This is a genomic window from Chelativorans intermedius, from assembly GCF_025398255.1.
In the GTDB taxonomy this organism is placed as follows: Bacteria; Pseudomonadota; Alphaproteobacteria; order Rhizobiales; family Rhizobiaceae; genus Chelativorans; species Chelativorans intermedius.
The window spans coordinates 55,802-82,341 of record NZ_JAODNW010000022.1 but is presented as its reverse complement, the minus strand read 5'-3'; the positions used below and the strand labels follow the sequence as shown (position 1 = coordinate 82,341).

Here is a 26,540-nt window from a genome sequence, read left to right as displayed (position 1 = left end):
CGAAGCCGACCGTTCCGTATCCTGTCATCATTGCAGCCTCCTGAAATCTAGGACCCCAAACGACGGAACCTGGCTTGGTGGGTTCTGTCGGAGGGTCCGTTGCTGCCAGCACCGATACGGCCGTCGCGAATTCTCTACCTTCGCTGTTGTTCAGCGAGAGCCGACAGCACACGAGCACAACCAGTCTGATCGACCTTGTAAGACACACCAACTTAATTGCTCTCAATTCCAGACAAGGTCCATGCAGCGTCGAGGGTGCACCGGTTCTTAGTCCCAATGACGGGCACTCGGTCTAGCTGTTGCCCTAATTTAACGCTTCCCGGGCTTGCGCTTCCATTTCAGGTGTGACCTGGGCTGAACGGGCGGGCAGTTCACGACCGCCCCGCTCGCCGTTGCGTTCTATATCGTCGATCAGTAGCTGCATTTCTGTGATCTCGCGAACTTGTGACTCGATAATCTCATCGGCAAGCTCCCGCACACGCGGATCACTGATGCTCGCCTTGCGAGCGTTATTTATGGCGATTGAATGATGCGGAATCATTGACCGCATGAAATTCACGTCACCAATGAGGGACTGGCTTCTATTGATGTAGAAAAGACCGCTGCCCGCCAGCGCAGCTAATACGACGACTGCGATCTTGGTCCCAATACCTTTGTACATGGACCACATGAAGCCGAGCATTACGATCGCCATCAAGCACCCCATCACGAGCGACGCAACCAGCCTGTTTACGCTAAACGTCACATGTTCGAAGGAATAGACCAGCTGGTACATCAGGAAAAACATGATGAGCGTTGACGTGGCGATCATTGCACCCAGCTTTCCCCAGCTCATGTGCGTCGTTTGATGCTTCTGCGTCTGCTGCTCCATGCTCGCGCTCCTGCCAACGATCTTCCGTATCAACTCGCAGCAGTTGGCATAGTTCCGGCTATTGTATGCCTTGCCACCCGACCCACAGCCACGCTCCGGCGGCGATCACGACGGCGAATGCGGTCAGCTCCCTGCCACTTGCGCCGGGCAAACGCGCCCAAAATGATGGGTCTGATGAGAGTTTTCCAAGGCGCCGTATCCGATCTTCTCGGGGCCGTTGGACGCCAGGCCCCTTTCGTTGGACCATTGCCAGAAGAACGCGTTGTCGCGCTGCTGCGGAGCTGCGCTGAAGCGGCACTTTGCCGCCCTCGGTGCTCGCTATCCTATTGACCGGAGCGAGAGAAGCCAGCCGAGCCAACTGCTGGGCAAGGAACTGGGCAGCCCAGCAATTTCTGGCCTTCCTGTCCCGCTCGACGGATCAGCGCAAGGAACCTTCGGTTCGACCGGGTTCAATGTAGCGCACGGCGTCTTGAAGCATGCGCCACCCAGCACATATCGCACACTGAATCGCCGTGTGATAACGTATGCGGGCGATGATAATGCCCGCGCAGGTTGTCGCCCGCGATGAGATCCGCGCCCGGCCAGTCGTACAGACACCAGCTTTGCCGGAACGATTCCAGCGCGTCGGCATCGCCTGTCTCTTCACTGAGGCGGCGAACATAGGTTTGTGGCGGGCAGTGGGTGAAATGGGTGAGAATGTCGTCGCCCTCCACGCGACTTTCCACGGCATAGCCGGGCGCACCCGGAGCGTTGAAGGGAAAGCGTAGCAGCATTCGGATCGTCCACCGCAGGCGGCGACCCGGATCGCGGGTGATCAGGCGAGCCGGAAGCGATGTGACCGCCAGCAAGCGGCGATAGACATCCCAGCCGAGATCGGCCACCGTCTGACGGGCGCAGGCCGGGTCTATTCCCATATGGCGCAGAGTTCGGTCGCATGCGGCTGTGTAGACCGCCAGTTCCACCATAAGCCGATTGCCGCGGCTCGGGAGCGTATCCAGACGCGCGCCGGGGCGAAGCACTTCCGCCTCCGTTTCCATGGCCTGCACAAATCGGATGATCTCCGGTTCAAGCCAGCGAAACCTCTCACCCCGCGCATCGACGAGTGTGTAGTTCGTCAGAACACGGTGAGCCGCCCGCGACAGGAGATGGCTCAAGACGCCGCGGATCAATCGCCATATCGGGCCAATTCCGGGTGTTTGCTGATTGTTCATCGCAACCGAGCGTCCATTCGCCTTGGCGCCGTGCGCTCGAGAGCCTACCGCATCATCATTCCCGGTCCGCTGCCCCACGGGCTCATCATCATGCCCATGCCCATGGTCGCAGAACGATCTCGTCGGCGACCTTTTGCTGGTCGGCGTTAAGGATTGCGTAGAACTTTTCGACGGCCTGGCTGGTGGCCTTGATTTCCTCAAGGCGCGCTTCCATGTGCGCCTGCTGGAAGGCCAGCCTCTCCGGCAGCGGCCGGGTCCAGAAATCGTCATCATGGACGGTTTCGATCATCGTTTCCATGGCGTCATTGTGGGTTTCAGCCGTCGCACGGATTACATCGGACAGCTCCTTCCAGGCAGGAACCTGCTCTTCGGAGATTTTGAGTTCGGTCTCGAGGAAAGCCAGCCGGCCATCGATGCGGTCGAGCATGTAGTCGCCACCGTGGTAACCCATCATCGGGCCGCCTGCTCCCCAGCCACCCATCATACGGTCCATGCCCAAGCCGGACCTGTGCTCCCACCAGCCATTGCTGTCGGCGAGCACCGGCCCTGCCATCGCCAAAACCAGGGCGCCTGCCGCGATCATTTTCTTCCAGTTCGGCATGTGAGCCTCCATCCGAGCATGACCTATTTTGCCCATATGATGGACAGGCCGTCCTGTTGTGGCATTGATCGGTGTCAAAAGGCCGAACCACATGTCGGGCAGGAATACCAAGCAGATGTCCGGAACCCCGGCCACCGGAATGCAGTCGCCGAAGCTGACCTGAAATCCCCCGCTCCGCTTTGTGCCCCGCGAACTGCCGCGCCGGGAGGAGACCTCACGTGTCGAAGCTCGCCACCATCCTAGTTTCGGGAAGATTAGCCGTGAGAAGGCGAGCTACCTCATCAAAGGTCACAATCGCGTCTGAATGAATGACCCCGCCAAGCGTGGAATCGAGCGCTGACAAGGTAGTGACCGCTGCCATCAATGCCGTGATTTCCGCCTGGTCACCAGATGCCAGCTCGATCCGGCCCCGCAGATTTCCCGACCGGTCAAACCCTTCGCCAACGACACGCGTCCCCACCTTGCCCAATGCTGGTCCCTTCAGCATCGACCTCGCCAGCGCGTCGGCATTTCCTGAAATGATCTCACCCAACTGGAGTCTCAACAGCAATGACAGCACTCGCGTCATCCAGGGTGGGTCCAGCGCAACGAAGCTTCTCGATGTTCGCAGGCGCAGACTTTCGCCAATGGTCATTTGATCGCTGAAGCCGTAGCCGAGCGCCAACACGCCGCCTGCCTTGCCGCCCACGTCGAAACGCCTTCTCAGCTGACCAGGCCTCGCCTCGACGACCGATCCGTCCGAGATATAGGGATAGCGCCCGCCGGCGTTTTCGAGAAACCATACGGTCGCCGCCCGCCCGTGATGTTGCCCAAGGCCAATTTCGAGGCAAAGATCGATTGCCTCGATGTCGGGACACTCCGACTTCAGCCTTGCGGCCATGATGTTGGTCAGCCCTGGCGACAATCCCACGCTCAGCACTGCGAGCCCCGGCATTCCGCGTCCGGAAAGATGCGCCTCCAGCCCTTTCAGATAGCCCGGGGACGCAGAGGTATCGAGAAAGACCCCGCCTGCCTTGACGACAGCCGCGGCAAGCGCGTGCGGTGTGCTTTCTGTGAGATTGATCACAGCGGCCGCATCGGCAACCGCCCCGTGTGCCGCGGGATCAGTTGCGTCGACAGCCGCTCCACTCACGTCCCGGCCAAGCTGACTTGCGGCGGCTTCAGCCTCGCGCCCGCTGCGGCCGGCGAGAACGATCGGCCGATCCTGCATGTCGCTAAGCCTACGTGCCGTCCTGACGCCCACATCGCCATAGCCGCCGAGCAGCCAGATTTCACCTGAGCGGGACACAACGCCTCCGCGGCACTTAGCTGCGCAGGTATTTGACAAGTGCGACAATCGCCAGGATCACCAGCAAAAGGATCAGAACCATTCCGATCCCACCGCCGAACCACATGCCTCCAAATCCGTCCATCATCGATGTTTGCTCCCTGTTGTTGCGGCTGTCTCGTATACCACCGCTCCCATCTCGTGAATGAACCTCGCCGCAGCCAACCTTTTGCCGATTTCCCTTCGTCGGTGATGCGATCACCAAAGCTTGCACCTAATAGTCTATGCGAGATGAGTTTCGGCATTCATTGATGCAGATCATGCCCGATATCGGTTCGGCCTCTCATGATCGTCAGCCCTGCCAGATCGCCCATCAGGGAAAGGCGATAACGTGAGGATGCGCCGACGCTGGGGGAGCCCTACCTTGGCGTGGAAATCGGCGCAGGTACCGACGTGGCCGTCAGATCGGCCGATGTTGTCTTGGTGCGCAGCGACCCGCGCGACGTACCGCAAGATGGCACAAAACCTGATCTGGGAAACCGGCTACAACGCGATTGCGATACCGATGGCCGCCGGCATCACATTCGGCACCGGCTTTCTTATGAGGCCGGCGGTCGGCGCCGTTTTGATGTCAAAAAGTACCATTATCGTGGCAATCGACGCACAGCTGCTGCGTTTCTACTGCAAGGCCGCATGAGCGAACTTTGGTTTGATCCAGGACAAATTCCCGCCGCGACTTGTCGGCTAATGATGCAAACCGGTTTTATTCTCGAAAAGAGGAGCAGCAAGGGTGAGAACGCAGCCAGCAAGGCGATATGCCGCCGCCTCACGGGTGCGTTGCTGGCTGCATGCGCCTCTCCGGCTACTCTTTCTTGTGGCGCTTGTCATGGCGCTTTCGGCGTCGTTCTTTGCGAACTCACATGGAAGTGCCTTTGAGCCCGCCGGCGACGTTCACATCGCGGTGACGGCACAGGCCGACGAACCTCCGTGCGAAGGTCACGGGCCTTCGGCTGAGCGGGACGGCTGCTGTGTCATGTCAACGGGTTGCGGAGCAGGTGTTCTGGTTTCCGCAAATGCGTTTCACGCGCCAGAACGGGCGCCGCAGCACATCATTCTTCCATCTTCGGCATTCCGGGGGAACAGCCCGGATATGCAGTTCCGTCCCCCAAGGCTCTCCGCGCACGCCTGAGCGCGCGGCTCTTCCGGTTCGCGTGCTTCGTCGCCAACGGCCATGTCGGCCAACGAACCAGAGAGTCACAGATGCAGATCATTTCACGCCGCCAGTTCCTGGCATCAACCGGCGCAGTCCTTGCGGCCGGCGTCATCCCATCGCTCGTTCCGGGCGGGGGCAACGCGTTCGCGCAGTCCCCCGTCACACTTCGCGCGCAGAGCCGTGTCATCGAGGTCGGCGGTCGCGCTGCAACCGTCATGGGCCTCCAGCAGTCCGACGGAACACGTGGCCTCATGGTCGACGCCGGTGGGGACTTCGCTGTCCGCTTGGAGAACGCCCTCGATCAGCCGACTCTGATCCATTGGCACGGACTGACGCCGCCATACGGGCAGGACGGCGTGCCCGACTTGCCCCAGCCGCTGCTTAAGCCTGGCGCGGCCTACGACTACCGCTTCCCGCTCGCGACGCCGGGCACGCACTGGATGCACGCCCACACGCTGCAGGAGCAGCAATTGCTTGCGGCGCCGCTGATCGTCAACGACCCGGCGGAAGCCGCGCTGGATGAGCAGCCGGTCGTCGTCCTCTTCCACGATTTCAGTTTCAAGACGCCTGAGGAACTGTTCGCCGGGCTGACGGGAACTACCGGCATGGGCGGTCACGGCATGGGCCATGGCATGCCCCAGATGTCGGGTATGGCCACGGACGTGAACGATATCGAATACGACGCCTATCTCGCAAACGACCGCACGCTTGACGACCCGGAGGTGTTCCGCGTCGAGCGAAACGGAACAGTCAGGCTGCGGCTGATCAACGGCGCGACGGCCACTGCCTTCTGGATCGACACCGGAAGCCTGGAAGGCGAAGCCATCGCCGTGGACGGCAATCCGGTCGATCCGGTGAAGGGCCGGCGCTTACCAATCGGCATGGGCCAGCGCATCGACATCCGCCTTCGCATCCCGGACGAGGAAGGGGCGTGGCCGATCCTCGCTTTGCGGGAGGGCACGGTCGAGCGAACCGGCTTCGTCCTTGCCACGGCGAAAGGCGCGGTCCGACGCCTCGCCCAGACCGCCGACATTGCGACTGAAGTGCTCGATCTGGCGTTCGAGGCGAAGCTGCGCGCGACGGCTCCTCTCATTCCTCAGGAGAGCGCCCGCAGCAAGGCTGTCATCCTCGGCGGCTCGATGGCCGGTTATAGCTGGACGTTGAACGGCCGCGCCTGGGGATCGCACGACGTCATCGAGGTGGGACACGGGGAACGGGTCGAGGTGCTCATGCGCAACGACAGCATGATGGGCCATCCAATGCACCTTCACGGGCACCACTTCCAGGTCGTGGAGATCGACGGCCAGAGGATTGCGGGCGCAAAGCGCGACACGGTCTGGGTGCCGCCTCACCGTGCGGTGAGGATCGCCTTCGACGCGGACAATCCCGGAGAATGGGCCTTCCACTGCCACCACCTCTACCACATGGCGGCCGGCATGATGACCGTCGTCGAGTATGTCGACTGAGTTCAGGAGAAAAAGATGAGGAATATCCATCCGATACGCCGGAGGTCGGCGGTAGCAGTCGCCTTGCAGTGTTCCACCCGGCAGCGGGCTCTGGCTCTGGCCTTGTTCACCATTCCGGCGATCGCGCTGCTGGTCGGCGCCGCCGTACAGGCGCGTGCAGAAACTGCGACAGTCGGCGTTGTCTACACGGCCGACGAGCATGGGAATTCTGTCAGCCGCATCGACCTCGCCTCGGCGAAGGTCGACACCTTTCCGGTTGGCGCAACGCCGCACAACGTGCGGTTCGTTTCTGGAAAGAACATGGTTCTTGCGGTCGGTACGCCTATGCGGGCGGAGACGGACCGTGGGCACGCCGAAGCTGACGACACCCACGGGACCGACTCCCATGGAGGTGGAGGCCATGGAAACGCAGAAGCGGGCGGCGTGCTGATCGTGATGGAGGCGGGGAGGATTGCCACCGGTCCTGTGGCGTCGGTCGAAGTCAACTCGCATCCCGCCCACGTGATTGCGGACCCTGTGGGCGAACGCGCGTTCGTCACCAATTCCGGCGACGATACCGTATCCGTTGTCGATTTGGCGAGGGGCGAGGTCATCAAGGAAATCGCTACCGGCGAATATCCGCACGGCCTGCGGATGAGCCCCGACGGCGGCACGATCTATGTCGCGAACGTCGAAGGCGGAACCGTTTCCGTGATCGATGCCGCCTCCCTCGAGGAGATCGACAGGATCGAGGTCGGCGAGACTCCGGTTCAGGTCGGATTCACGCCGGACGGAAAGCAGGTCTATGTTTCCCTTAGGGATGAGAACAAGTTGGCCATCATCGATACGGCGACGCGGCAGGTCACGGCCCGCATAGTTGTCGGGAGTTCCCCGATCCAGGTGCACGCGACTCCTGACGGGCGGTTCGTCTACGTGGCCAACCAGGGCACGGAAGCCGAGCCGGACGAAACGGTTTCCGTTATCGACGTGGTAGGCGGGCTGTCATGAAGACGATCCGGACCGGAAAGGGTGCGCACGGCGTAACCGTGAGCGACGACGGTCTGTACGTCTTCGTCACCAACATCCTCGACGGCACTGTTTCCGAGATTTCCGTCGCCACCCAGTCCGTCGTCCGCACCCATGCCGTCGGCACGGGGCCGAATGGAATCACTTTCCAGGCGCAATGAACCATGCCCAGGGCGGCACCCGCGCCGCCCAGGGCTCATCTCCCAACCTCAATGGAGTACAGCCATGTACACGATTGCAAAAAACGCCTTTGCCGCAGCTCTGCTGCTTTCCACAGTGCCAGCCCTCGCCGAAGAGGCACACCATCCGGAGACCACGGAGGCTCCGGCGGCAAGCCCCGCTCCAGAGGCGCAGGCCGCCATGCCAGGAGGCATGATGGGCGGCGACATGATGAAGATGATGCAGGAAATGATGGAGCGCCATGCTGGGATGATGTCGGGCATGACCGGCGGCGGCATGATGGACCGGATGATGTCGCCCGAGCATGTAGAAGGGCGCATAGCCTTTCTGCGGACGGAACTGAAGGTGACGGACGCGCAGCAGGCGCTTTGGGATGCGCTTGCCGAAGCCATCCGTGCAAATGCGGGGGTCGCCGGCGAGACAATGTCCGGGATGCAGGGCGGTGGTATGCCGATGGGGCCAGAAGGCTCGACGGCACCGGAAAGGATCGAAGCACAGGTAACGGTATTATCCGCCCGCCTGGAATCCTTGCGCCGCCTGAATGCAGCGCTGGCGCCTTTCTACGCGGCCCTTGACGCGGCGCAGAAGGACAAGGCGGACATGCTGCTCGTCCCCGCGCCGATGGGAATGATGTAGCGCCCACTCCTGGCGACGGATGCCGCAACCGGGATGCTTCCCGCAACCAATAAGCAAAGAAGTGAGACTCCAGTGACAAGCTACAAAAGACCCCTCCTCTCCGCCTTGGCATTCCTTCTGTCGTTGACGGCCGCAGCGACCGCGGCGGGAGAGGACGTCACCGTTTATAAAACCCCGTGGTGCGGCTGCTGCCACATGTGGGCTGAGGCCGTGAAAAGGGCTGGATACCAGGTGACGACGGTTGATCTTGAAAACCTCTCGCAAGTCCGGAACCAGACCGGGGTTCCATCAGAGATGGAAGGCTGCCACGTCGCGGTCGTCGAAGGATACTTCCTCGAGGGGCATGTTCCCTTGGAGGCTGTATCCAAGTTGCTGGCCGAACGCCCGTCCATAGCCGGCATCGCGGTCCCCGGGATGCCGCAGGGATCGCTCGGCATGGGAGACGATCCCGCGGCCACCTACGAAGTCTATGCCGTTCCGCGCGACGCCTCCGGTTCGCCTTCAGTGTTCTACAGATCGGGCAACCAGGGCTAGCAACCAGCGCTAGGCCGATGCCGGATTTCGCCTATTCCGCTGAGCCCACGCTCACCGTCAGCGCTTCGGATGATGTCGTGTTCGGTTGCCTGGACGACCATCGGAATCTCTCTGCGCACGTGGAACAGCCTTCCGCGGCCATGTTGAGCTCGAGGATGGAGTTCACACGGATACGCATGGAACGCGGTCCGTCGGCTCGACGTTCGGGTTTGCGGGAAGCTTTCTCGGAATCCCTTCAATCGGCGAGCCGACTCTGCGGATCGTCTAGCGCCACAGGATGGATTTCAAAACAGTGTCTCGATCTATGTCGTCACTGCTGGCCGTGTTCATCGGCTACGTCCTGCCGCAAGGATTTGGGCCACGCACGCTCGGCTGGCTGGTTTGGGGGCCACTACGCCAGATGGTGCGCTCGCCGCATGGCGGGCGACGCCGTGCGACATCTTCGCACCCACACCGCCGCAGAGCCGCTAATGCGCGGCGGAACGCCACGAGGAGAACAAGAATGACAAGCAAGCCGCAGACGACTCCCGCGAGCCTCGCGACTGAAGAACTCCGGGGAATTGACGCGTACTGGCGCGCCGCGAACTATCTCACCGTCGGACAGATATACCTGCTCGACAATCCGCTCCTGCGCGAGCCACTGAGGCTCGAGCACGTCAAGCCCCGGCTGCTCGGGCACTGGGGCACGTCGCCCGGCCTCAATTTCATCTATAGCCATCTCAACAGGGTCATCCGGCAGCGGGATGCCAGCATAATCTACATCTGCGGGCCGGGCCACGGCGGGCCCGCGATGGTGGCGAACACCTACCTCGAAGGCACTTACAGCGAGCTGAATCCGGACATATCTCTCGATGAGGCAGGCTTACGGAAGCTCTTCCGCCAGTTTTCGTTTCCCGGAGGCATTCCCAGCCATGCGGCACCCGAAGTTCCCGGATCGATTAACGAGGGCGGCGAACTCGGATATGCGCTGTCGCACGCCTACGGAGCCGCCTTCGACAACCCGGACCTGATCGTCGCCTGCGTGATCGGCGACGGCGAGGCAGAAACCGGGCCGCTCGCCGCGGCATGGCACTCGAACAAGTTCCTCAACGCGAAGGAAGACGGCGTAGTGCTGCCGATCCTGCATCTCAACGGCTACAAGATCGCCAATCCCACCGTGCTGGCCCGCATGCCCGAGAACGAGCTTGCGTCCCTCCTGATCGGTTACGGTCATGCTCCGCTCTTCGTGGAAGGCGACGAACCTGCGGTGATGCACGAGCGGATGGCGTCGGTTCTGGACGAAGCCGTTCAGAGAATCCGCGCCATCCAGCTTGAAGCTCGCGGTGGCGGAGGCAGAGGCCAGAAGGGACGCCCTCGCTGGCCGATGATCGTGCTGAGGAGCCCGAAGGGCTGGACCGGGCCGAAGGAAGTGGACGGTCAGAAGACGGAAGGCTTCTGGCGATCACACCAGGTGCCGCTCGCAGGTCTCGCGGCAGACCCCGACCACTTGAAGCTGCTCGAGGAATGGCTCCAGAGCTACCGGCCAGAGGAACTTTTTCAGGAAGACGGCAGTCCTATCGCCGAAATACTGGCCACAACGCCGGTCGGAACGCGGCGTATGAGCGGCAACCCTCATGCGAACGGAGGAATTCTGCGCAAAACGCTGGTCATGCCCGAACTCGCACCGCATGCCATCGAGATCCGGCAGTTTGGCGAGACGAAGGCGGAAGCCACGCGGGTGATGGGTGGCTTCCTGTGCGCTGTCATGCAGGCCAACGAGGCTGCACGCAACTTCCGCATTGTCGGCCCGGACGAGACCGCCTCCAACAGGCTGCAGGATGTGTTCGATGTGACCGATCGCGCATGGATGGAGGAGGTGCTGCCCGAGGACACGCATCTGGGCCCGGATGGACGAGTGCTGGAGATCCTATCGGAGCATACCTGCCAGGGGTGGCTCGAGGGATACCTGCTCACCGGACGGCACGGGCTGTTTTCCTGCTACGAGGCCTTCATCCACATCGTGGATTCGATGTTCAACCAGCACGCCAAATGGCTGGACGCATCCCGCGACATACCCTGGCGGCGGCCCGTCTCCTCGCTCAACTATCTCCTGACCAGCCATGTCTGGCAGCAGGACCACAACGGCTTCAGCCACCAGGATCCGGGATTCGTCGACGTCGCACTCAATAAGAAGGCGGACATCGTGCGGGTCTATTTCCCGCCGGACGCCAACACGCTGCTTTGCGTCACCGACCACGTGCTGCGGACCTGGGACCGCATCAACATCATCGTCGCCGGAAAAGCGCCCTCGTGGCAGTGGCTGTCTCTGGACCAGGCCAGAGCGCATTGCGAGGCCGGGGTCGGTATCTGGGAGTGGGCGTCGAGCCGCGGCTCGGGGGAACCGGACGTGGTGATGACATGCGCCGGAGACGTGCCCACAGTCGAGACGCTTGCCGCGGTGCAGATCCTGAGAGAGCACATGCCAGCGCTCAATGTGCGGGTAATCAACGTGGTCGACCTGATGACGCTGCAGCCGCGTGAGGTCCATCCGCACGGCCTCCCGGACCGCGAGTTCGATGCGCTGTTTACGACCGATAAGCCCGTCATCTTTGCCTATCACGGCTACCCGTGGACGATCCACAGGCTGACCTATCGAAGGACGAACCATGCGAACTTCCACGTCCGAGGCTTCAACGAGGAAGGTACCACAACGACACCGTTTGACATGACGGTCCTCAACGGGCTGGACCGCTACCATCTGGTGTTGAGCGTCCTCGATCGCACACAGGCGGCAAAGTCACGCGGCGCACACCTGAAGCAGATGATGCAGGAAAGACTGCTGCAGCATCACGATTACATCAGGGCTCGCGGGGAGGACATGCCAGAGGTCCGCGACTGGAAGTGGACCACCGCGTGAGCTGGCATCCCAAGGTTCCCGCGCCGACACCGACAATCCTGACGTTGAATGCAGGCTCGTCCAGTCTGAAGTTTGCTCTCTACGAGGGACGCCAGGACCTACCGCTGGTCCTTAGAGGCACAGTCTCGTCGCTGGATGAGAACCCTCGCCTCAAGATCATTGCGGGTACTGGAGAAAGGGTGCGGGAACGAAGCCTTGGAAAAGGTCCAATCCGCATCCGGACCGCGGCCGAGATCCTTGCCGCCGAAATACGCGGAGTGGATCGCGCCGATGCCGTCTGCGCTGTTGGACACAGGATCGTGCATGGCGGCCGTGAGTTCACGGCTCCAACGATCCTCGACAAGCCCATGCTGGAGAAACTTCGCGCCTTGGCCCCGCTGGCGCCCATACACCTTCCGCAGAACTTAGAGATCGTCGAAGTGGCAGCTCGCCTTTTCCCGGAGGCGGTACAGGTCGGGTGCTTCGACACCGCGTTTCACGCTTCGCGGCCATATGAGGCGAAAACCTATGGTCTGCCGCGAGACCTCACCGTTTCCGGAATCCAGTCCTATGGCTTCCACGGCCTGTCCTATGTCTATATGGCCTCGTTGCTGCGCGAGCGCTATGGGCCTGCCTCAGGCGGGCGAGTCATCGTGGCGCATCTCGGCAGCGGAGCCAGCCTTTGTGCAATGCGCGATGGCAAAAGCATCGCGACGACGATGGGCTTCTCTCCTCTCGACGGGCTAGTGATGAGCACACGCTGCGGCGCACTCGATCCCGGGGTCGTGCTGTATCTGCTGCAGGAACGCGGCATGCCGCCGGAAGACGTGAGCAGGCTGCTGTACCAAGAGTCCGGACTTCTGGGCATCTCGGGAATCACCGGCGACATGCGGCAGTTATTGGAGACGGACAGCTCCGCTGCCCGTCAAGCCGTCGATTTCTTCGTTTACCGCGCGGCGCGGGAAATCGGGTCTCTCGCGGCCGCCTTAGGCGGTCTGGACACGTTGGTGTTCACCGCCGGCGTCGGGGAGAACTCGCCCAAGATCCGGGAGAGGATTGGCAGGGCTGCCGAGTGGCTGGGCGTGCGGATCGATGATGACCTCAACGTCGTGGGGAATCATGCGATCGGATTGTCCGGCTCACCCGTGGATGTCCTTGTCCTACCGACGGACGAAGAACTGGTGGTCGCGCGGGAGGTCCTTGCGCTGCTCGACACCGTCGGCGAGCACGCAGTTTCGCCTGCGGCAGACACACAAGGCGGTGAATGCGGTGAATAAAGGCAGAAGACGTGATCTCAGCAGCGTACGCGGATCCGCTTCTATCAACACCGTCCGCGTGCGGTGGGAACCCGCTCCCGCAAGCTTTTGCCCTTCAAAGGGGCTTTATCCCAGATTGATCCGAATCAAGAATACAATGTGACCTTGTGGTATCATTTAAATGATGAGCATTCGCCTACGTAAAATCAGCAGCATGATCGTTGATCAGCCGAGGGGTTACGCCCTAGCGGTGATCGTCGTGGTGATGGCTATGCTCGTTGGCAACGTCGCCGAGGCGAGCCAAGGGCCATGTGACGGCCATGCGGAACAGGCCGTCCTCACGGATTCCGGTGGCGTCACTCCCGCCCCCATTGACCACCAGAGTGCTGCATGCGCGGCCATGCATTGCGGCAGCGGACTGGGGTGTCCAGCGTTGTCGTCCCAGCCTGCTGGTACGCAGATCCTATTCGCGTTGGGCGGTGCGGTCATGCCCACCGAGGATCACATCACGAGGGCGAGCCCGTCGTCCCGATTGTTCCGCCCTCCGCGGCGCGCCTGACACTGCGTCGCCCGCGATGCCCTTGAGGGCTCGCATCCATTACTTCGGCAACTGACAAGGCGGAAGTCCTGCGGCGCTTCATGGCCTTGCCGTCGTGGGGCAGGCGTTCGCGACGGATGCGGCCACCTCAATCAAGTTAGACTCCGCCAAGAATGCGAACGGGTGCGGCTCCGGCCGCCGAGGAGCTTTCAAGTCAGGAGGATCGACGTTCCGCCTTCGATGCCGCCGAGTCAGAAAGGAGACATGAAATGATTGCAATCATCTATTTCGCGTTGATCGCGGTGCTCGTCTTCCTCGCACTGCGGTTTGCATGCGGCGCCTGCGTCATGGGCCGGTCTGGCGTTGCAGGTGCGGTGCGGGTTCCCATTATTCCCTTTGGTTGGGCGCTCAGCCTGTTTCTGGCGCTGACATTCGTGGTCTGCGTGATCTTCGATCTCGTCCTGCCGCAGTATGCGATGTACGAGACCTGGTCGGGCCTGTTGCCGGGGTTTGTCTGGCTGACACCAGGCAGCTTCGCGATCGGCGCGATTGAGAGCTTTCTCTATGGCTGGTACGTCGCCCTGATATTTGGCGGTCTGTTCAATGCGCTCACCAACCGGCGGAGGGAGGCATGACGCGCCTTGCCCGACCCACTCTGCGCTTTCTCGGCGCCGCCGGTACTGTCACCGGTTCACGCTATTTGGTCGAAGCGGGCCATCGGCGCATTCTCGTCGACTGCGGCCTCTTCCAAGGGTTCAAGACCCTGCGCGACCGCAATCGGAAGCCGTTTCCAGTCCGTCCGAGCATGATCGACACGGTGCTTCTGACCCATGCCCATCTTGACCACTCCGGCTATTTGCCGGCCCTGATCCGGGCAGGATTCAACGGACGGGTGCTCTGCACGGAAGCGACGCGCGAACTCTGCGGTCTGATCCTGCCCGACAGCGGGCACCTGCAGGAGGAAGAGGCGCGCTATGCGGCCCGCAAGGGGTACTCCAAGCATCGGAACCCAACGCCGCTCTATACGCTGAGGGACGCCGAAGCAGCGTTGACGCGGCTCGACGCGTTCGCTTTCGGCCGCCGGATCGACCTCGGCGACGGCATCGCCGTGACATTCATTCCTGCCGGCCATCTCCTCGGCGCGGCGCAGATTCGGCTGGAGATCGGAGAGACCATCGTGCATTTCAGTGGTGACCTGGGGCACGACCCGGATCCGCTGATGCGGGCGCCCGAGCCCTTCTCCGGCGCAGACGTGCTTGTCTGCGAGTCCACCTACGGCAATCGCAGCCATTCCCCGACCGACCCCGAGGCGGAACTGGCGCCAGTCCTGAAGCGGGTGTTTTCCCGCGGGGGCACGGTGCTGATCCCGGCTTTCGCCGTCGGCCGGGCTCAGGGGCTCATGCTGCACATCGCACGCCTGATGGCGCGGCAAGAGATTCCCCAGGTTCCCGTCTATCTGAATTCTCCCATGTCGATCGATGCCACCGATATCTACCATCGACATCACGACGAGCATCATGTGAGCCGTGAAGACTGCATCGCGATGTTCCAGATCGCCCAACGCGTCAACTCTGTCGAGGACTCGAAGGAGCTGAACACGAGGCGGGGTCCGATGATCATCGTATCGGCGAGCGGCATGCTGACTGGCGGGCGCATTCTGCATCACCTGGCGAGCTTCGGGGGCGATCGGCGCAACGCGATTCTGCTTTCCGGTTTCCAGGCCGGCGGGACCCGTGGCGCAGCGTTGATGGATGGCGTGCGCAGGCTGCGTATGTTCGGGCGCGAGTTCCCGATCGAAGCCGAGGTCGTGCAGCTTCACACCTTCTCCGGACACGCCGACGCCGACGAGATCCTGCGCTGGATGGGCGCTGGACCCGCGCCGCGCATGACTTACCTGACCCACGGAGAGCCCACGGCTTCCGACACGCTTCGCGGGCGGGTGGCTCATGAGCTCGGGCGGTCAGTTCGCGTGCCCGATCATCTGGAAACCGTGCATCTGGATCGCCCGCGATGACCGACACGCTTAAACTCTTTCCGGCGGGCATCGATACATATCGCCAGCCGGTCGTGTACATGCACGAGGATTGCCATATCTGCCGCGCCGAAGGCTTCGCGGCACAGACTCCAGTCCGCATTGACCTGCGCAATCGATGGGTCATCGCCACGCTGAACGTGGTGGAACGCGGCGGGTGGCTGGACATCGACAAGGCGGCGCTTTCAGCCTCCGCCTGGTCGGCGCTTGCCGCGCAGACCGGCGATGTCGCGCGCTTCTCCCATCCCGAGCCGCCCGCATCGACATCGAGCATCCGGGCCAAGGCCTATGGCGCAAGGCTGACCCGACCGGACTTCGCGGCGATCGTTGGCGACACGCTCGACAACCGGCTCTCCGACCTCGATCTCGCCGCGTTCATCACCGCCTGCGCGGGCGACCGGCTGAATGCGACCGAGACCGTGGCCCTTACCCAGGCAATGCAGGCGGCAGGCGAGACGCTCGACTGGGGCGGCCGGGTCATACTCGACAAGCACTGCGTCGGCGGACTGCCCGGCAACCGTACTACGCCGCTGGTCGTGGCGATCGTTGCGGCTGCGGGGGAGACGATTCCCAAAACGTCGAGCCGCGCGATCACCTCACCCGCGGGAACCGCCGATACCATGGAAGTCATGGCGCCGGTCAGGCTCGACGAACGAGATCTGCGCCGGGTCGTCGAGGCCGAAGGCGGCTGCGTGATCTGGGGCGGGGCGCTGAACCTCAGCCCGGCCGACGATCACTTCATCCGGATCGAGCGACCGCTCGATTTCGACTCGACCGGCCAGCTCGTGGCGAGCGTCCTGTCCAAGAAGGCCGCAGCGGGCGCCAGCCACGTCCTGATTGACATGCCGGTGGGGCCCACGGCCAAGGTACGCTCGCCCGAGGCCGGGGCCGCGCTATCGGCCCGGCTCCGGCATGTCGGCGAGGCGATCGGCCTTCGTCTGGCGATTCATCTCAGCGACGGGACGGCCCCCGTCGGACGCGGCATCGGCCCGGCCCTGGAAGCGGCTGACGTTCTGGCGGTGCTCAGGCGCGAGGCGAATGCGCCGCCGGACCTGCGGGCGCGGGCGCTCGATCTTGCCGGCCAGCTTCTGGACCTCGCCCCGGGGGCCGTGGCTGGGAGCGGCCGCGCCAGGGCGGAAGCGCTTCTCGATGGTGGCGCGGCGGAGACTAAGTTCCTGGCGATCTGCGCGGCACAAGGCGGCTTTCGCGAGCCGGACGAGGCCCCGCAGAGGATCGAGATCCGCGCGTCGTCGGAAGGGACCGTTTCCGCCATCGACAACCGGGTGATCGCCCGGATCGCGAAGCTCGCCGGAGCGCCCCGGCAGAAGACAGCCGGTGTACGCCTCGGCGTGCGGCTTGGTGATCGGGTGTCGAAAGGTCAGCCGCTTTACGAGATCCACGCCGCCACGTCGGGCGAGGCGGAGTGGGCGCGTACCTATGCGGAACGCCACGAAGACGCGCTCGTTGTCACGGAGGAGTCGCGATGATTCTCATTCCGTTCCCCGAAATGGCATCGCTTACCGACGAAATCGCGGAGCACCTAGGCGTAGAGTCGTGTCCGGTCGACTGGCACCACTTTCCTGATGGCGAGAGCCTTGTGACTCTACCCGAGGGGCTGTCCGGCGCCGATGTCGCCTTCGTTGCAACCCTGCGCGATCCCGACCGGCTGGCGCTTCCCCTGCGATTCGCTGCGCTCACGGCGCGGGAATTGGGCGCTAAGCGCGTCGGGCTGGTTGCGCCTTATCTCGGCTACATGCGGCAGGACCGGCGATTCCTTGCGGGTCAGACCGTCAGCGCGCCGCTCTTCGCGGGTTTCCTCGGCGAAAGCTTCGACTGGCTTGTTACAGTGGATCCGCACCTGCACCGCATCGCACGGCTGGAGGACGTGTTTCCGGTTCCTGCATTGCGTGTGGCGACGGCTCCCCTCCTGGCGGACTGGATTCGGGAGAATGCGCCGGATGCGGTGCTGCTCGGCCCCGACAGTGAAAGCCAACAATGGGTGGGCGAGGTGGCGCAACTGGCTGACCGGCCGTACGAGGTGCTGACAAAGCGCCGCACCGGCGACCGGACAGTCGAGATCAGTGTGCCCGAGAGTGTGGCGCTCCTTCAAGGCACGCCTGTGATCCTCGACGACATCGCATCGTCCGGCCGAACGATGGTTCGTGCAATCGAGCGGCTTGTCGCGGCGGGCATGCGCCGACCGGTTTGCCTGATCATCCACGGTATTTTCGCAGGCAGCGCCTTCGAAGACCTCTCGGCCGCGGGGGCTCTGCGTATCGTGACCACGGACACAGTCCCGCACCCCACGAATTGCATCGGTACCGCAGGTCTGATCGCCCGTGCGATCTCCGAGCTTGACGTTACCGTGATGGGAACGGGCAGTCTCCAAGATGCATCGAGGAAAGAAAAGAGTGAGTGACATGAAGGGCCAGGAACATCACGCCAGCGGTAAGCATGATCACGCCGCCACGACGCAGGATCACACAGGGCACGCGGAGGGCGGGCACGACCACGGCGCAATGATCGCCGACTTCAAGCGTCGCTTCTGGGTATCGCTGGTCCTCACGGTTCCGATCCTGCTGCTGTCGCCGATGATCCAGGACTTCCTGGGGCTCGGCGAGGCTCTTCGCTTCGCCGGATCCCGGTTTGTCTTGTTCGCACTGTCGTCGGTCGTCTTCTTCTATGGCGGTTGGCCCTTCCTGAAAGGCTTCGTCGGGGAGATCAGGAAGCGGCAGACCGGCATGATGACGCTGATCTCGATGGCGATCAGCGTCGCCTACCTCTACTCGACCGCCACCGTCTTCGGCCTTGCCGGCGAGCCGTTCTTCTGGGAGCTCGCGACGCTGATCGACGTGATGCTGCTCGGGCACTGGATCGAGATGCGCTCTGTCATGGGCGCTTCGGCCGCGCTCGAGGCGCTAGTCAAGCTCATGCCCGCGACGGCGGACCGGCTCCGGCCCGACGGTAGCACCGAGGAGGTGCAGGTCACCGAGCTCGTGGCCGGCGACCGGGTGCTGGTCCGACCAGGCGCCAAGGTGCCCACCGACGGCGTGATCGTCGAGGGCCGCACCAGCCTCGACGAATCCATGTTGACGGGGGAATCGAAGCCCGTCGAGCGGAACGAGGGCGACGAGGTGATCGGCGGCGCCGTAAACGGCGAGGGCGCAATCACCATCGAGATCCGCAAGACAGGGAGCGAGACCTACCTCGCGCAGGTCATCGAAATGGTGCGTCGTGCGCAGGAGTCCCGCTCGCGCAGCCAGAACCTGGCCGACACCGGGGCAAATATCCTGACCTACACGGCAATCGTGATCGGGACGGTCACGCTTGTCGTCTGGCTCTCCCTCGGCGCTCCCATCGAGTTTGCGATCGCGCGCGCCGTTACAGTGCTGGTCATCGCCTGCCCGCATGCTCTCGGCCTGGCAGTGCCGCTGGTCGTCGCGGTCAGCACCCGACTCAGCGCCACGAGTGGCCTGCTGATCCGGGAGCGGGCGAGCTTCGAACGGGCGCGCAACCTCGACGCGGTAATATTCGACAAGACAGGAACGTTGACTGAGGGCCGGTTCGGCGTCGCAGACGTTATTCCTCTCGGCGACATGGGGGCCGACGAGGTGCTGGCCTGGGCTGCTGCGATTGAGAGCCAGTCCGAGCACCCGATTGCCCGTGGTGTGATTCGTTCAGCCGAGGAGAAGGGCATCCGGCCCAAGCCAGTTCGGGATTTTCGCAACCTGACCGGCGAAGGCACCGAGGCTGTCGTCGACGGACGGGACGTCAAGGTGGTCAGCCCTGGCTACCTGCGCCGCCGTGACATCGGCGTTGAGAGCACCGATGTCGAGCGCGCCAACGAGCAAGGCAAGACGGTGGTCTATGTCCTCGTCGATGACGCACTGGTCGGCGCTATCGCGCTGGCCGACATCGTCCGCAAGGAGTCGCGCGAAGCGGTGAGGAAGCTCAAGGAGATGGGCATCGAGTGCATGATGCTGACCGGCGATGCCCGGGCGGTGGCAAAGAGCGTCGCCGCCGAGCTCGGCCTCGACGATTACTTCGCCGAGGTCCTGCCCGACCAGAAGGCGGAGAAGGTGCGCGAGGTGCAAAGCCGCGGCAAGTCCGTGGCTATGGTCGGTGACGGCGTCAACGACGCCCCGGCGCTGGTGCAGGCGGATTGCGGTATCGCCATCGGTGCAGGGACCGACGTGGCGGTACAGTCGGCCGACATCGTGCTCGTCCGCAATGATCCGCGCGACGTGACCGCCATCCTGGCGCTGTCGCGCGCGACCTACCGCAAGATGATCGAGAACTTCGTGCTTGGGGCCGGCTACAACGTGGTGGCGATCCCGCTCGCTGCCGGTGTCGCCTATGCCTGGGGCATCGTTCTGACCCCGGCCGTCGGCGCCGCGCTGATGTCGGCGAGCACTGTCGTCGTCGCGATCAACGCCAAGCTTCTCGAGCGCCGCCGAAAGGACATCGCCGCCCTCGGCCTCGCCGAAAGCTGATCGTTGGAGGGATCAGAATGACCGAACACCACAATCATGAGCCGCAGGGCGGCAGCTTCTGGAAATCGCGGACGGGCATCACCCTTCTTGTGTTCCTCGCCGTCGCTGCGCTGCTACTTGCATACGAGCACCGCGTCCATCTGTTCGCAGGCAATCTGGGCATTGGGCTTTTGCTGGCAGCATGTGTCCTCGTGCACCTCTTCATGCACGGTGGGCATGGCGGCCATGGGAATGGAGGCAGCAAATGAACGAGACCGCCTCGGCTTACGGCCTCTGGGTCCTGGTGATCGTCAACTCTGCGGTCTTCATCCTGTTCGCCTTCAGCTTCTTCAAGCCGAAGACGGCACACGACTGGCGCTCCTTTGGCGCCTTCAGCGCCTTCATCGTTGCGCTTTTCACTGAGATGTACGGCTTTCCGCTGACGCTCTATTTCCTCTCCGGATGGCTCCAGAGCCGGTTTCCGAGCATCGACTGGTTCTCGCATGATGCCGGGCATTTGCTTGAGATGCTCTTCGGTTGGAAGGCCAACCCGCATTTCGGGCCGTTTCATCTGTTGAGCTTTTTGCTAATTGGCGGCGGCTTCATCCTGATCTCGACAGCCTGGCGTGTGCTTTACGTTGCGCAACAACGCAATGAGCTCGCCACCACGGGTCCCTACGCCCGTATCCGCCATCCGCAGTATGTGGGCTTCGTGCTGGTTATGCTCGGCTTCCTCTTCCAGTGGCCGACGCTGCTCACTCTCGCGATGTTCCCGGTGCTGGTATGGATGTATGTCCACCTGGCCCGCCAAGAGGAGCGCGAGGCGCTCGCCCAGTTTGCTAACGCCTACGAGCAGTATGCCCGTCGCGTGCCGGCATTCGTGCCCCGTTTGACCGGTCAAGCGGGTGAGGTGCCGCGATGAGCGGCGGTTCACCAACGAAGGCAGGTGACCGCTCCGCTCGTGTCGACTTCGCATGTGGGGCCACCATTGGCCATAGGTTCTGCATCGAGAAATGACCATCACTGATGAACCCAACAAGGAGGCGGCGATGAGAAGCGACGGAAAGCAGGTCGCTTGGTTTGATGAGCTTACGCTGAACGACGTCGCGCGCGTCGGCGGTAAGAACGCCTCGCTCGGCGAGATGGTCCCCCTCAATCGCGCAGCGCGAGGTCGCGGCGGCGGAAAGCGGAGGACGCAAGGCGCAGGCGGGGTGAGCGCGGAGGGCGGGTGTTTGCGGTGCGTCCCGCAGATGAAAGGAGAACGGCACGATGAGCGACACGGAATGTTCCTATTGTGACGATGCCGGGCTGCGCATCCAGGACTTCGACGCCGCGGTCTTCGATCTCGACGGCGTTGTGACCCGGACCGCCCGGGTGCACGCCGCTTCGTGGAAGCGGCTCTTCGACGAGTACCTGGGACGGCGGGCCGATGAAACCGGAGAGCCGTTCCAACCTTTCGACATCGACAAGGACTATCGGCGATACGTCGACGGCAAGCCGCGCTACGACGGCGTGGCGAGCTTCCTGGAGTCGCGCGGCATCGCGCTGCCCCGCGGCGATCCGTCCGACCCGCCCGACCAGGAGACCGTCTGCGGGCTCGGCAACAGGAAGAACCGGTACTTCCGCGACAGCTTGAAACAGGACGGCGTCGAAGTCTTCGAGAGCACAGTGGCGCTGATCCGGCGGCTTCGCGACCGCGGCGTCAAGACGGCGCTCGTGTCCTCGAGCCGGAACGCCCGCGCCGTGCTGGACGCGGGCGGCCTCGCCGACCTGTTCGACGTCTGCATCGACGGCAACGACGCTGCGCGGCTTGGCCTGAAAGGCAAGCCGCGACCCGACCTCTTCCTCGTCGCCGCCGAGCGTCTCGGCGCTGAACCGGACAGGGCTATGGTCATTGAGGATGCGATCAGTGGCGTCCAGGCCGGCCGAGCCGGCGGGTTCGCCTTGGTCGTCGGCGTCGACCGCTCCAGCCAGGCGGCGGAGCTCCGGAGGAGTGGCGCCGACCTCGTGGTGTCGGACCTCGCCGGGCTGCACATCCGAACACGACCGACGGCCCCGTGCCAGTCCGTGCATGCCGTTCCCCGGATCCTTGATCGGCCCGGCGAGATCGGCCGGCTTCTGGATGGAAAGCGCGCAGCCGTTTTTCTCGACTACGACGGCACCCTCACGCCGATCGTCGCGCGGCCGGACGAGGCGATCCTGTCCGAGGGCACGCGCGCCGCCGTCAAGGCGCTCGCCCGGCGCTGCATGGTCGGAATCATCTCGGGCCGTGACCGCGCCGACGTGGAGAGGCTGGTCGGGCTCAATGAGCTCGTCTATGCCGGCAGCCACGGCTTCGACATCTCCGGTCCGCGCGGCCTCAAGGTGCAACACGAGGAAGGCGCGGGCTTTGCGGCGGCGGTCCGCGAGGCGGCCGAGCGCCTCGGCAAGGTCCTTGCGGGGGTCGAGGGTGCGCTCGTCGAGCCCAAGCGGTTCGCCATCGCCGTCCACTATCGGCAGGTCGCTGAAGATGAGGTGCCGACGGTCGAGGACGCCGTTGACCGGGTCCTCGCCGAATTTGCCGACTTGCGCAAGACCTTCGGTAAGAAGGTCTTCGAGCTCCGTCCCCGCTTCGACTGGGACAAGGGGAAGGCCGTGCTGTGGGTGCTGGAGGCGCTCGAGCTCGATGAAGCTGACGTCGTGCCGTTCTATGTCGGCGACGACACGACCGACGAGGACGCCTTCGCGGTGCTGACCCAGCGCGGCGTCGGCATCCTGGTCGGGTGCCCGGCACGTGAAACCGCCGCCCGTTACGTGCTCGACCGCCCCGCCGACGTCCAGCGCTTTTTGGAAGATCTCACTACTGTCCTGAAGGAGCGCGGCCATGTCTGACAGCGGCTGGAAGCTCGTCTACGAAGGCTTCGATCCGGCGCAGGAGGGGGTGCGCGAGGCACTGTGTACGCTCGGAAACGGCTACTTCGCGACGCGTGGCGCGGCCGAAGAGACGGAGGCCGATGGCGTCCACTACCCAGGCACCTATCTCACTTGCGGCTACAACCGCCGCGTGACGGAGCTTGCCGGGCGCCGCATCGAAAATGAGGATCTCGTCAACCTACCGAACTGGCTGCCGTTGAGCTTCCGGGCCCAGGGCGGCGAGTGGCTGAACCTGTCGCGTATGGAAGTCCTGTCCTACACACAGGAGCTCGACATCCGCCTAGGCTTGCTGCAGCGGCGCATGCGGGTGCGTGACGAATTGGGACGCGAGACCTCGGTCACCTCGCGACGCCTCGTACACATGCGTCACCAGAACCTCGCCGCGATTGAGATGACGCTCACGGCTGAGAACTGGTCCGGCGCCGTCGAAGTCCGCTCGGCGATCAATGGCCGCGTTATCAACGCCGGCGTAGAGCGCTACCGGCAGCTCAGCAGCAACCACCTGGCACCGCTCGAGGTCTGCGACCTGGGCGAGGACGCAATGCTGCTGGTCGCCGAGACGAACCAGTCGCACATTCGGATTGCCGAGGCGGGCCGCACCCGCGTCTTCCGCGACGGATCACCAGTCGAGGTGGCGCGGGAGTCCGCTCACGAGAAGGGCCGCGCGACGCACACGCTCGCCTGCCCCATTGGGCGGGGGCAGAGTTTGACGGTGGAAAAGATCGTCGCACTCTACACCAGCCGCGACCGGGCGATCTCCGAGCCGACCGAGGCGGCGGTGCAGGCGGTCGTCATGGCCGAAGACTTCGCCGGGCTTCTCGCCTCGCACGCGCTCGCTTGGAAGGCGCTCTGGGACCGCGGCGACATCGTGGTCGAGCGGCACCCGCGCACGCAGGTGCTCTTGCGCTTGCACATCTTTCACCTGCTGCAGACAGTATCGCCGAATACCGTGGATCTCGACGCCGGGGTGCCGGCTCGCGGGCTGCACGGCGAGGCCTATCGCGGACACATCTTCTGGGACGAGCTCTTCATCCTGCCTTATCTCGACGCGCATTTTCCCAGCATCTCGCGGGCGCTCCTACTCTACCGCTACCGCCGCCTGCCCGAGGCGCGGCGGCTCGCCCGGGAGGCCGGGCACGAAGGCGCCATGTTCCCTTGGCAGAGCGGGTCGAGCGGCCGGGAGGAGAGCCAGGTGCTGCACCTCAATCCCCGCTCGGGGCGCTGGACGCCCGACAACTCGAACCGTCAGCGCCATGTCAGTGCCGCGATTGCGCTCAATGTATGGCGCCATTGGCAGGCGACTGGCGACCGAACCTTCCTGGACCGGCACGGCGCCGAGATGCTGATCGAGATCGCTCGCTTCTGGGCCAGCGTCGCCACCTGGGACGAGCCGCTCGGGCGCTACGGGATCGCCGGCGTGATGGGCCCCGACGAGTTCCACGACGCCTATCCCTGGCGCGACGAGCCGGGCCTCGACAATAACGCTTACACCAATGTCATGGCCGCGTGGGTCCTGCGCCGCGCCGCAGAGGTGCTGGACCTCGTCCAACCAGAGCGACGCCGCGAACTCGAGCGGATGCTAGAGATCGGCGACGACGAGCGGGCGCGCTGGGACGAGATTAGCCGGCGCCTGCACGTCCCGTTCCTCGATAACGGGATCATCGCGCAGTTCGACGGCTACGACGAGCTCGCCGAACTCGACTGGGATGCCTACCGCGAGAAGTACGGCGACATCCAGCGCCTCGACCGGATCCTCGAGGCCGAGGGCGACAGCGTGAACCGCTACAAAGCCTCGAAGCAGGCCGACGTGCTAATGCTTTTCTACCTATTCTCCTCGGACGAGCTCCGCGAGCTCCTTGGGTCGCTTAGCTACGACTTCAGCCCCGAGGTGATTCCCGCAACAGTTGACTACTACCTCGCGCGCACGTCGCACGGCTCGACGCTGAGCCGGGTCGTCCATTCTTGGGTTCTGGCGCGGCGCAACCGAGCGCGATCGTGGCAACTCCTGCACGATGCGCTCGAGAGCGACGTCTCCGACATCCAGGGCGGCACCACCGCCGAGGGCATCCATCTCGGCGCCATGGCGGGGACGGTCGATCTGGTGCAGCGCGCACAGACCGGACTTGAGCTGCGGGACGGCGTCCTCTGGCTCACGCCTTGCCTGCCGAACGAGCTGCAAGGGCTGCGCCTCAAGATCCTGCATCACGGAAGTTGGCTGCATCTGCATGTGGGCTGCGAGGAGATCACCGTCTCGGCACCGTACGGCTGGGCGGGTTTCGAGCGCATCGGGGTGCGTGACCAGCTGCACCAGTTCAGGGCTGGCGAGACTCTGAGCTTCGGCTGCGAGCGGGCAGAAGACGGCTGGCGCCCGAAGAAAGAAGAGCCGCGCCGCACCAGCGACGCGGAGAACGACGCCGTGGGAGACTTGCGATGAAGATCGTTCTGTTTGAGGCGGAGCCGCGCGAAATTGCTACCTTTGAGCCCCTGACGGACGGCCAACAGATCGTTCACGTCGAGCGTGCGCTCGACCACGAGACTGCGCAAGCGCATGCGGACGCCGAGATCGTCTCGACCTTCATCTTCTCTCGCCTCGATCGGACCGTGCTGGAGCAGATGCCGCTGCTGCGGCTGATCGCCACCCGCTCGACCGGATTCGACCACATCGACATCGATTACTGTGCATTGCACGGGATCGCGGTGGCGAACGTCCCAAGCTACGGCGAGAACACAGTGGCCGAGCACGTGTTCGCCTTGCTCCTCGCCATCAGCCACCGCATGCCCGAGGCGATGGAGCGGGCGCAGCGCGGCCACTTCTCGCCCGAGGGACTGCAGGGCTTCGACCTCGCCGGCAAGACGCTGGGCGTGATCGGCACGGGAAGGATCGGCCAGCACGTCATCCGCATCGCACGCGGCTTTCAGATGCGGGTGCTCGCCCACGACGTCCGCGCGGAGCCACGGCTGGCGGCCGAGCTTGGGTTCCACTACACCGACCTGCCCACGCTCTACGCCGAGGCCGACGTCATCAGCCTCAACGTGCCGTCGCTGCCCGAGACCCGGCACATGCTGTCGGCGCGCACTTTCGCGAAGATGAAGGACGGTGTCGTCGTGATCAACACCGCGCGGGGCGACCTCATCGACACGCGGGCTCTGATCCAGGCGCTGAACAGCGGCAAGGTGGCGGCGGCCGGTCTCGACGTATTACCCGACGAGCCGCTCATCCGCGAGGAGGCGGAGCTGATCTGCTCGATCTACTGCGAGCAGCACGACCTCCGCAATCTCGTCGCGAACCACGTGCTTCTGCGCATGCGGAACGTGGTCATCACGCCGCACAGCGCATTCAACACGCGCGAGGCGGTCCAGCGGATCGCCGAGACCACGGTCGAGAACATCCGCGCCTTCGCCGAGGGCCGGCCGCAGAACCTGGTGGTGGCGCCGGTCGTGAGCAACCCGAACAGCAAGGAGTGAACATC

The 26,540-nt window shown here is 63.7% G+C and carries 22 protein-coding genes; 18 read left to right on the top strand and 4 right to left on the bottom strand.

All coding sequences use genetic code 11. From position 1 onward, the window contains the following. Positions 1-304 precede the first annotated feature (304 nt). From NYR58_RS16170 to NYR58_RS16155, 4 genes are all read right to left on the bottom strand, one after another. Positions 305-871: a DUF305 domain-containing protein gene (locus tag NYR58_RS16170; protein ID WP_261522149.1), complete on the bottom strand. Its 567-nt coding sequence runs from the start codon at positions 869-871 to the stop codon at positions 305-307. A 449-nt stretch (positions 872-1,320) separates the two neighbouring features. Beyond that, positions 1,321-2,082: a hypothetical protein gene (locus NYR58_RS16165; RefSeq protein WP_261522148.1), complete on the bottom strand. Its 762-nt coding sequence runs from the start codon at positions 2,080-2,082 to the stop codon at positions 1,321-1,323. 88 nt (positions 2,083-2,170) lie between these two features. Next, on the bottom strand, positions 2,171-2,683 hold the full coding sequence (locus NYR58_RS16160) for a Spy/CpxP family protein refolding chaperone (RefSeq protein WP_261522147.1): 513 nt from the start codon (positions 2,681-2,683) through the stop codon (positions 2,171-2,173). Positions 2,684-2,897: 214 nt separating this feature from the next. Then, entirely contained in the window at positions 2,898-3,971 is a 1,074-nt protein-coding gene (locus NYR58_RS16155) for a saccharopine dehydrogenase NADP-binding domain-containing protein (protein ID WP_261522146.1), read from the bottom strand. 403 nt (positions 3,972-4,374) lie between these two features. On the opposite strand from NYR58_RS16155, the gene NYR58_RS16150 reads away from it, so the two are divergent. The 18 genes from NYR58_RS16150 (at position 4,375) to NYR58_RS16065 (ending at position 26,535) form a co-directional block, all read left to right on the top strand. Next, positions 4,375-4,647 (top strand): hypothetical protein, encoded by a 273-nt coding sequence (locus NYR58_RS16150; RefSeq protein ID WP_378074641.1) that lies wholly within the window; start codon positions 4,375-4,377, stop codon positions 4,645-4,647. A gap of 572 nt (positions 4,648-5,219) precedes the next feature. Further along, a complete protein-coding gene (locus NYR58_RS16145) occupies positions 5,220-6,629 on the top strand; it encodes a multicopper oxidase family protein (protein ID WP_378074645.1) in 1,410 nt (469 codons plus the stop codon). Positions 6,630-6,644: 15 nt separating this feature from the next. Continuing rightward, positions 6,645-7,616 carry a YncE family protein gene (locus NYR58_RS16140; protein ID WP_261522144.1) on the top strand — a complete coding sequence of 324 codons (972 nt, stop codon included), beginning with the start codon at positions 6,645-6,647 and terminating at the stop codon, positions 7,614-7,616. Next, positions 7,613-7,795: a YncE family protein gene (locus NYR58_RS16135; protein ID WP_261522143.1), complete on the top strand. Its 183-nt coding sequence runs from the start codon at positions 7,613-7,615 to the stop codon at positions 7,793-7,795. Before NYR58_RS16140 ends, NYR58_RS16135 begins: the two co-directional genes overlap by 4 nt. A gap of 214 nt (positions 7,796-8,009) precedes the next feature. Further along, positions 8,010-8,450: a Spy/CpxP family protein refolding chaperone gene (locus NYR58_RS16130; RefSeq protein ID WP_261522142.1), complete on the top strand. Its 441-nt coding sequence runs from the start codon at positions 8,010-8,012 to the stop codon at positions 8,448-8,450. 72 nt (positions 8,451-8,522) lie between these two features. Beyond that, complete coding sequence (locus NYR58_RS16125; RefSeq protein ID WP_378074642.1) at positions 8,523-8,984, top strand: DUF411 domain-containing protein; 462 nt, start codon at positions 8,523-8,525, stop codon at positions 8,982-8,984. Between the two features lie 502 nt (positions 8,985-9,486). Further along, positions 9,487-11,880 carry a phosphoketolase family protein gene (locus NYR58_RS16120; protein ID WP_261522141.1) on the top strand — a complete coding sequence of 798 codons (2,394 nt, stop codon included), beginning with the start codon at positions 9,487-9,489 and terminating at the stop codon, positions 11,878-11,880. Then, positions 11,877-13,136 carry an acetate/propionate family kinase gene (locus NYR58_RS16115; RefSeq protein WP_261522140.1) on the top strand — a complete coding sequence of 420 codons (1,260 nt, stop codon included), beginning with the start codon at positions 11,877-11,879 and terminating at the stop codon, positions 13,134-13,136. Before NYR58_RS16120 ends, NYR58_RS16115 begins: the two co-directional genes overlap by 4 nt. A 786-nt stretch (positions 13,137-13,922) precedes the next feature. Beyond that, positions 13,923-14,288 (top strand): DUF5676 family membrane protein, encoded by a 366-nt coding sequence (locus NYR58_RS16110; RefSeq protein WP_261522139.1) that lies wholly within the window; start codon positions 13,923-13,925, stop codon positions 14,286-14,288. After that, positions 14,285-15,667 (top strand): MBL fold metallo-hydrolase, encoded by a 1,383-nt coding sequence (locus NYR58_RS16105; protein ID WP_261522138.1) that lies wholly within the window; start codon positions 14,285-14,287, stop codon positions 15,665-15,667. Before NYR58_RS16110 ends, NYR58_RS16105 begins: the two co-directional genes overlap by 4 nt. After that, on the top strand, positions 15,664-17,172 hold the full coding sequence (locus NYR58_RS16100) for a thymidine phosphorylase family protein (protein WP_261522137.1): 1,509 nt from the start codon (positions 15,664-15,666) through the stop codon (positions 17,170-17,172). Before NYR58_RS16105 ends, NYR58_RS16100 begins: the two co-directional genes overlap by 4 nt. Then, the gene (locus tag NYR58_RS16095; RefSeq protein WP_261522136.1) at positions 17,169-18,104 is read left to right on the top strand and encodes a ribose-phosphate diphosphokinase; all 936 of its coding nucleotides are present in this window, start codon (positions 17,169-17,171) and stop codon (positions 18,102-18,104) included. Before NYR58_RS16100 ends, NYR58_RS16095 begins: the two co-directional genes overlap by 4 nt. A 1-nt stretch (position 18,105) precedes the next feature. Then, a complete protein-coding gene (locus NYR58_RS16090) occupies positions 18,106-20,178 on the top strand; it encodes a copper-translocating P-type ATPase (protein ID WP_261522174.1) in 2,073 nt (690 codons plus the stop codon). 17 nt (positions 20,179-20,195) lie between these two features. Next, positions 20,196-20,426, top strand: a complete 231-nt coding sequence (locus NYR58_RS16085; protein ID WP_261522135.1) for a DUF2933 domain-containing protein — start codon at positions 20,196-20,198, stop codon at positions 20,424-20,426. Continuing rightward, positions 20,423-21,079, top strand: a complete 657-nt coding sequence (locus tag NYR58_RS16080; protein ID WP_261522134.1) for a methyltransferase family protein — start codon at positions 20,423-20,425, stop codon at positions 21,077-21,079. The genes NYR58_RS16085 and NYR58_RS16080 overlap by 4 nt, the downstream gene beginning before the upstream one ends. A gap of 347 nt (positions 21,080-21,426) precedes the next feature. Then, positions 21,427-23,028 carry a trehalose-phosphatase gene (gene otsB / locus NYR58_RS16075; RefSeq protein ID WP_261522133.1) on the top strand — a complete coding sequence of 534 codons (1,602 nt, stop codon included), beginning with the start codon at positions 21,427-21,429 and terminating at the stop codon, positions 23,026-23,028. Beyond that, positions 23,021-25,504, top strand: a complete 2,484-nt coding sequence (locus NYR58_RS16070) for a glycoside hydrolase family 65 protein (protein ID WP_261522132.1) — start codon at positions 23,021-23,023, stop codon at positions 25,502-25,504. Before otsB ends, NYR58_RS16070 begins: the two co-directional genes overlap by 8 nt. Beyond that, positions 25,501-26,535, top strand: coding sequence for a hydroxyacid dehydrogenase (locus NYR58_RS16065; RefSeq protein WP_261522131.1), 1,035 nt, complete (start codon positions 25,501-25,503; stop codon positions 26,533-26,535). Before NYR58_RS16070 ends, NYR58_RS16065 begins: the two co-directional genes overlap by 4 nt. The last annotated feature ends 5 nt before the right edge of the window (positions 26,536-26,540 follow it).

Bases quoted from the DNA above. Each gene is read 5' to 3' on its own strand.
- otsB (WP_261522133.1), top strand. From the start codon at position 21,427: ATGAGCGACACGGAATGTTCCTATTGTGACGATGCCGGGCTGCGCATC.
- NYR58_RS16110 (WP_261522139.1), top strand. From the start codon at position 13,923: ATGATTGCAATCATCTATTTCGCGTTGATCGCGGTGCTCGTCTTCCTC.
- NYR58_RS16105 (WP_261522138.1), top strand. From the start codon at position 14,285: ATGACGCGCCTTGCCCGACCCACTCTGCGCTTTCTCGGCGCCGCCGGT.
- NYR58_RS16070 (WP_261522132.1), top strand. From the start codon at position 23,021: ATGTCTGACAGCGGCTGGAAGCTCGTCTACGAAGGCTTCGATCCGGCG.
- NYR58_RS16120 (WP_261522141.1), top strand. From the start codon at position 9,487: ATGACAAGCAAGCCGCAGACGACTCCCGCGAGCCTCGCGACTGAAGAA.
- NYR58_RS16170 (WP_261522149.1), bottom strand. From the start codon at position 871: ATGGAGCAGCAGACGCAGAAGCATCAAACGACGCACATGAGCTGGGGA.
- NYR58_RS16095 (WP_261522136.1), top strand. From the start codon at position 17,169: ATGATTCTCATTCCGTTCCCCGAAATGGCATCGCTTACCGACGAAATC.
- NYR58_RS16130 (WP_261522142.1), top strand. From the start codon at position 8,010: ATGGGCGGCGACATGATGAAGATGATGCAGGAAATGATGGAGCGCCAT.
- NYR58_RS16090 (WP_261522174.1), top strand. From the start codon at position 18,106: ATGAAGGGCCAGGAACATCACGCCAGCGGTAAGCATGATCACGCCGCC.
- NYR58_RS16080 (WP_261522134.1), top strand. From the start codon at position 20,423: ATGAACGAGACCGCCTCGGCTTACGGCCTCTGGGTCCTGGTGATCGTC.
- NYR58_RS16135 (WP_261522143.1), top strand. From the start codon at position 7,613: ATGAAGACGATCCGGACCGGAAAGGGTGCGCACGGCGTAACCGTGAGC.
- NYR58_RS16065 (WP_261522131.1), top strand. From the start codon at position 25,501: ATGAAGATCGTTCTGTTTGAGGCGGAGCCGCGCGAAATTGCTACCTTT.
- NYR58_RS16165 (WP_261522148.1), bottom strand. From the start codon at position 2,082: ATGAACAATCAGCAAACACCCGGAATTGGCCCGATATGGCGATTGATC.
- NYR58_RS16100 (WP_261522137.1), top strand. From the start codon at position 15,664: ATGACCGACACGCTTAAACTCTTTCCGGCGGGCATCGATACATATCGC.
- NYR58_RS16140 (WP_261522144.1), top strand. From the start codon at position 6,645: ATGAGGAATATCCATCCGATACGCCGGAGGTCGGCGGTAGCAGTCGCC.
- NYR58_RS16085 (WP_261522135.1), top strand. From the start codon at position 20,196: ATGACCGAACACCACAATCATGAGCCGCAGGGCGGCAGCTTCTGGAAA.
- NYR58_RS16160 (WP_261522147.1), bottom strand. From the start codon at position 2,683: ATGCCGAACTGGAAGAAAATGATCGCGGCAGGCGCCCTGGTTTTGGCG.